Below are 6,194 nucleotides of genomic sequence, written 5' to 3' on the forward strand. Positions count from 1 at the left end.
GTCCCACCATCTCATCGCGGCGCAGCAGTCATTTTCCCTCAAGGAGCATCATGCTGATGACAACCGAGAACGGGATCCGGTTGTCCTACAACGACTGTGGTGACGGCCCGCCGGTCCTTCTGCTGACCGGCACCGGTGCGCCGAGTTCGGTGTGGGACCTGCATCAGGTTCCCGCGCTCCGTGCCGCCGGTTTCCGGGTGATCACCATGGACAACCGCGGGATCCCGCCGAGCGACGACGGCGCGGGCGGATTCACGATCGCGGACCTCGTCGACGACGTGGCCTCCCTGATCGAGTACCTCGACGCGGTGCCCTGCCGGGTGATCGGCACGTCGATGGGCTCGTACATCGCGCAGGAACTCGCGCTCGCCCAACCGGAACTGCTGGATTCGGTCGTGTTGATGGCCGCCTGTGGCAAGAGCAGTCTCGTCCAGCGGGAGCTCGCCGAGGGCGAGGCGAAGCTGATCGAGCAGGGCATCGAGTTGCCGCCGGGTTTCCTCGCCGCCGTCCGTGCCATGCACAACCTGGGCCCCGCGACCCTCGCCGACGACGACGTCGCGGCCGACTGGCTCGACCTGTTCGCGGCGTCGAGTGCTTGGGGGCCCGGCGTCCGGGCGCAGCTGTTGGTGAGCGCGCTGCCGGACCGCCTCGACGCCTACAAGGCGATCAAGGTGCCCTGTCACGTCATCTCGTTCGAGCACGATCTCGTGGCGCCCCCGGCCGGCGGACTGGAGCTGGCCTCCGCGATCCCCGGCGCGACGTACCGCACGATTCCCGAGTGCGGGCATTTCGGTTACCTGGAGAACCCGGAAGCGGTGAACCGCGAGCTGATCCGGTTCCTCCGCGCCGGATCGCGCGAGACACTGGGAGAGACCGTATGACCGTCCTTTCGGCGGCCACGACACCCGATCTGTTCGAGGCGACCGCGGCCGTGCTGCCGGATCGGCAGGCGGTGGCGATGGACACCACCACCCTCACCTACGCCGAGCTGAACGGGGAGGCCAACCGGCTCGCCCGGCGGCTCGTCGCGCACGGTGTCGGTCCGGAGCGGCTCGTCGCGCTGGCGATGCCGAGGTCGATCGAGTTCGTCATCGCGATCCTGGCCGTGCACAAGGCCGGCGCCGCGTACGTGCCGGTCGACCCGGACTATCCGGAGGAGCGCAAGCGGCAGATGCTGGACGACGCGGCGGCGCACTGCCTGCTGTGCCTGCCGGGGCAGGACGTGGCCGGCGCCCCAGTCGTCCTGAGCGTGGAACGGGAACCCGGACCGTCCGAGCCGAACCTGGACGACCAGGACCGCCTCGGCCCGTTGCGCCCGGACCACCCGGCGTACGTCATCTACACCTCCGGTTCGACGGGGCGGCCGAAGGGTGTGCTGGTCACGCACCGCGGGATCCCGAACCTGGCCGACGACTACGTGCGCCGTCAGGAACTGGGGCCCGAGAGCAGGTTGCTGGCCTTCGCCTCGCCCAGTTTCGACGCCGCGGTCGCCGAGTTCTGGCCGATCTGGCAGGCGGGTGGCTGCCTGGTGCTGGCTTCCGCGCCGGACCTGGTCCCCGGCGAGCCGCTTTCCCGGCTGGTGCGCGACCAGCGCATCACCCATGTCACGTTGCCGCCGTCCGCGCTGGCGCCGCTGGAGGAGTCGGGCGGCCTGCCCGCCGGGCTGACCCTCCTGGTCGCCGGCGAGGCGTGCCCGGCCCCGGTCGCGAAACGCTGGGCGGTGGACCGCGTGATGATCAACGCCTACGGCCCCACCGAGACCACGGTCGCGGTCACCGCGAGCGAGCCGTTGACCGGTGAGGAGACGCCGCCGATCGGCAGGCCGATCACCGGTGTCCGCACCTACGTCCTGGACGATCGGCTGCGGCCGGTCGAGGACGGCGACGTCGGCGAGCTGTACGCGGTGGGCCCCGGCCTGGCCCGCGGTTACCTCCGAAGAGCGGCCGCGACCGCGGAACGGTTCCTGCCGGATCCCTTCGGTGACCCGGGCGGGCGCATGTACCGCACCGGAGACCGGGTCCGCACGCGTCCGGACGGCCAGTACGTCTTCGTCGGCCGGGTCGACGACCAGGTGAAGGTGCGTGGCCACCGGATCGAACCGGGCGAGGTCGAGGCCGCGCTGCTGGCGGTGGACGGGGTGGCCCAGGCGGTGGTGACCGAGCACGAGAACAGGCTCGTCGCCTATGTGGTCGGCGCCGGTGGCGAGCGCGTCCCCGCCGAGCGGCTCCTGACGCCGCTTCGCGCGCAACTGCCCGGATATCTCGTGCCCGACGTGATCGTCGGTTTGCCGAGCCTGCCGGTCTCGCCCAACGGCAAGATCGACCGGGTCGCCCTGCCCACTCCCGAAGAGGAGCACGCCGGGCGCGCGGCGGCGGGACGGGAACCGCTCACCCCGACGGAGATCATCCTGGTCGAGCTGTTCGCCGAAGTGCTCGGCGTCAGCAGTGTCGGCGTGGACGACAGCTTCTTCGAGATCGGCGGCCACTCGCTGCTCGCGACCCGGCTCGTGAGCCGGATCCGGGAACGCCTGAAGATCCGGCTGAGGGTGCAGGCGTTCTTCGACGCGCCGACGGTGGCCCGGCTGGCCAAGGTGCTCGACGGCGCACACACCTGACCTGGAGACCATTCATGCAGACGACGACAGCCGTCGACCTCGGAAATCCCGACCTCTACACGACTTTGGAGCGGCACGACCGGTGGCGTGAATACGCGGCGGAAGACGCGATGGTGTGGAGCGAGCCGGGCAGCTCACCCGGCGGGTTCTGGTCCGTGTTCTCGCATCGGGCGTGCGCCGCGGTGCTCGGGCCGTCGGCCCCGTTCACCTCCGAATACGGGATGATGATCGGCTTCGACCGCGACCACCCCGACAACTCGGGTGGCCAGATGATGGTGGTCTCCGAACAGGATCAGCACCGGAAATTGCGCAAGCTGGTCGGGCCGCTGCTTTCGAGGGCGGCGGCGCGCAAGCTCTCGGAGCGGGTGCGGGCCGAGGTGACCGGCGTCCTGGACCGGGTGCTCGACGGCGACGTGTGCGACGTGGCCGCGGCGATCGGCCCGCGGATCCCCGCCGCCGTCGTCTGCGAAATCCTCGGTGTGCCCGCCGAGGATCAGGACATGCTCATCGACCTGACCAACCACGCGTTCGGCGGCGAGGACGAGCTGTTCGACGGGATGACCCCGCGTCAGGCGCATACCGAGATCCTCGTCTATTTCGACGAGCTGATCTCCGCGCGCCGCGCGAGCCCCGGTGAAGACCTCGTCAGCACACTGCTTTCCGACGACGAGCTGTCGATCGACGACGTCTTGCTCAACTGCGACAACGTGTTGATCGGCGGCAACGAGACGACGCGGCACGCGATCACCGGCGCGGTACACGCTTTCGCCACTGTGCCGGGGCTCCTGGCGCAGGTGCGGGGCGGGGACGTGGACGTCGACACCGTCGTGGACGAGGTCTTGCGCTGGTCTTCGCCCGCGATGCACGTCCTGCGCGTGACGACCGGGGAGGTCACCATCAACGGCCGTGACCTCGGACCGGGTACGCCGGTGGTGGCGTGGTTGCCCGCGGCGAACCGGGATCCCGCCGTGTTCGACGACCCCGACACGTTCCGGCCGGGGAGGAAACCCAATCGGCACATCGCTTTCGGGCACGGTATGCACCACTGCCTCGGGTCCGCGCTCGCGCGGATCGAGCTGGCGGTCGTGCTGCGGGAGGTGGCCGAGCGAGTGTCGCGAGTGGAGCTGACGAAGGAGCCGTCCTGGTTGCGGGCGGTCGTCGTGCAGGGCTACCGGGAACTCCCGGTGCGGTTCAACGGACACTGACAGTCCTATTTGGACTGAACTGTCAAGCGGACACCATTGATGCGAATTTGGCTTCGCGCCATCCTGTTCCTGAGGATCACATCTATTCCACGGAGGAATGTCTTGTCTTCTCACGAAAGCACGCAGAATTTCGAGATCGACTATGTGGAAATGTACGTGGCCGACCTCGAGGCCGCCGCGTCCGGCTGGATGGACAAGTACGACTTCTCCGTCGCCGCCACGGATCGGTCGGAGGACCACCGGAGCGTGACGCTGCGGCACGCCGCGATCGCGCTGGTCCTCACCGAGCCGCTGTCCGACCGGCACCCGGGGGCGACCTACCTGCAGACCCACGGTGAAGGCGTGGCGGACATCGCGCTGCGCACTCCCGACGTGGCGGCGGCCTTCGAGACCGCGGTGAAGGCGGGCGCGCAGCCCATCCGCGAGCCGGAGAAGCGCGCGGACTCGGTCGTCACGGCCACCGTCAGCGGTTTCGGCGATGTGGTGCACACCCTGATCCAGAGCGACGACACCGAGGAATCGCCGGAAGCCTTCCGTGGCAAGGGCGGCGTGGACCTGAACGAGATCGACCACTTCGCGGTCTGCCTGAACGCCGGGGACCTCGCTGCCACGGTGGCGTTCTACGAGCGCGCCCTCGGCTTCAAGCAGATCTTCGAAGAGCACATCGTGGTCGGTGCCCAGGCGATGAACTCCACCGTCGTGCAGAGCACGTCGGGTGCGGTCACCCTCACCCTGATCGAGCCCGACAAGACCGCCGACCCCGGCCAGATCGACGACTTCATCAAGGAGCACCACGGCTCCGGCGTCCAGCACATCGCGTTCACCAGCCCCGACGCGGTCCGCGCGGTCAAGGAGCTTTCCGCGCGTGGCGTGGAGTTCCTGAAGACCCCGGACGCCTATTACGACCTGCTCGGCGAGCGGATCGAGCTGGAGACGCACTCGCTGGACGACCTGCGCGAGACGAAGCTGCTCGCCGACGAGGACCACGGCGGCCAGCTGTTCCAGATCTTCACCGCCTCCACCCACCCGCGCAAGACGATCTTCTTCGAGATCATCGAACGCCAGGGCGCGGGCACGTTCGGCAGCTCCAACATCAAGGCCCTGTACGAAGCCGTGGAGCTGGAGCGCACCGGGCAGAGCAAGCTCGGCCCCGCCCAGCGATGACCCCTCTCTGCCTCGACGACCTCGAACGTGCCGCCCGGGCGGTCCTCCCCGGCGAGATCTGGGATTTTCTCGCCGGGGGCAGCGGGACCGAGGCCTCGCTGGAGGCCAATCGCGCCGCGCTGGAGCGGATCTTCGTGATCCCCCGGATGCTGCGCGAGCTCTCCGGCTGCACCACCGAGGCCGAGGTTCTCGGCCGGCGCGCCGCGCTCCCCGTGGCGGTCGCGCCGGTCGCGTACCAGCGGCTGTTCCACCCCGAAGGTGAGCTCGCGGCGGCACGGGCGGCGCGGGACGCCGGCGTGCCGTACACCATCTGCACACTCAGCAGTGTGCCGTTGGAAGAGGTCGCGTCCGTCGGTGGACGGCCGTGGTTCCAGCTTTACTGGCTGCGCGACGAAAAGCGGTCGCTGGAGCTCGTGCGCCGCGCGGAGGACGCCGGCTGCGAGGCGATCGTGTTCACCGTCGACGTGCCGTGGATGGGACGGCGGCTGCGGGACATGAGGAACGGCTTCGCGTTGCCGGAATCGGTGACGGCGGCCAATTTCGACGCCGGTGCGGCCGCGCATCGCCGTACCGAAGGGCTTTCCGCCGTCGCCGACCACACCGCGCGCGAATTCGCCCCGGCCACTTGGGAGTCCGTCGAGGCGGTCCGTGCGCACACGGACCTTCCGCTGGTGCTCAAGGGGATCCTCGCGGTCGAGGACGCCGTGCGGGCCGTCGACGCGGGTGCCGCCGGGATCGTGGTGTCCAACCACGGAGGCCGTCAGTTGGACGGGGCCGTACCGGGGATCGCGATGCTGGGCGAGATCGCGGACGCGGTCTCCGGTGGCTGCGAAGTGCTGCTGGACGGCGGGATCCGGACCGGTGGGGACGTGCTCAAGGCGATCGCGCTCGGCGCGTCCGGTGTCCTGATCGGACGGCCGTTCATGTGGGGGCTGGCCGCGGACGGCCAGGAGGGCGCCCGGCAGGTGCTCGACCTGCTCGCCGTCGAACTCCGGAACGCGATGGGCCTGGCCGGCTGCGATTCGGTGGCCGCGGTCCGGCGGTTGAGCACTCGGTACAGCGGGTCGTGGGGGGGGAGTCGGGGTTTCACCCCAACCCCCCCCCCCCCCCCCCCCCCCCCCCACCATCCCCCCCCCCCCCCCCCCCCCCCACACCCCCCCCCCCCCCCTCCCCCCTCCCCCCCCCCCCCCCCCTCTCCCCCCCCCCCCCCC

At 70.1% G+C, this 6,194-nt stretch carries 4 protein-coding genes and 1 pseudogene; all 5 read left to right on the plus strand.

What is annotated here, in order from left to right; genetic code table 11:
* Positions 1 to 50: 50 nt before the first annotated feature.
* Positions 51 to 881, plus strand: a complete 831-nt coding sequence (locus AC0685_RS37635; protein WP_478229842.1) for an alpha/beta fold hydrolase — start codon at positions 51 to 53, stop codon at positions 879 to 881.
* Positions 878 to 2,614 carry an amino acid adenylation domain-containing protein gene (locus AC0685_RS37640; protein WP_478229843.1) on the plus strand — a complete coding sequence of 579 codons (1,737 nt, stop codon included), beginning with the start codon at positions 878 to 880 and terminating at the stop codon, positions 2,612 to 2,614. Before AC0685_RS37635 ends, AC0685_RS37640 begins: the two co-directional genes overlap by 4 nt.
* 14 nt (positions 2,615 to 2,628) lie before the next feature.
* Complete coding sequence (locus AC0685_RS37645) at positions 2,629 to 3,819, plus strand: cytochrome P450 (protein ID WP_478229844.1); 1,191 nt, start codon at positions 2,629 to 2,631, stop codon at positions 3,817 to 3,819.
* A gap of 102 nt (positions 3,820 to 3,921) precedes the next feature.
* On the plus strand, positions 3,922 to 4,983 hold the full coding sequence (gene hppD / locus AC0685_RS37650) for a 4-hydroxyphenylpyruvate dioxygenase (protein ID WP_478229845.1): 1,062 nt from the start codon (positions 3,922 to 3,924) through the stop codon (positions 4,981 to 4,983).
* Positions 4,980 to 6,038 (plus strand): annotated as a pseudogene (locus AC0685_RS37655) (alpha-hydroxy acid oxidase); the annotation flags it as partial. The gene hppD and the pseudogene AC0685_RS37655, both read left to right, overlap by 4 nt.
* Positions 6,039 to 6,194: the final 156 nt, after the last annotated feature.

The organism is Amycolatopsis sp. NPDC043889, from assembly GCF_056435645.1.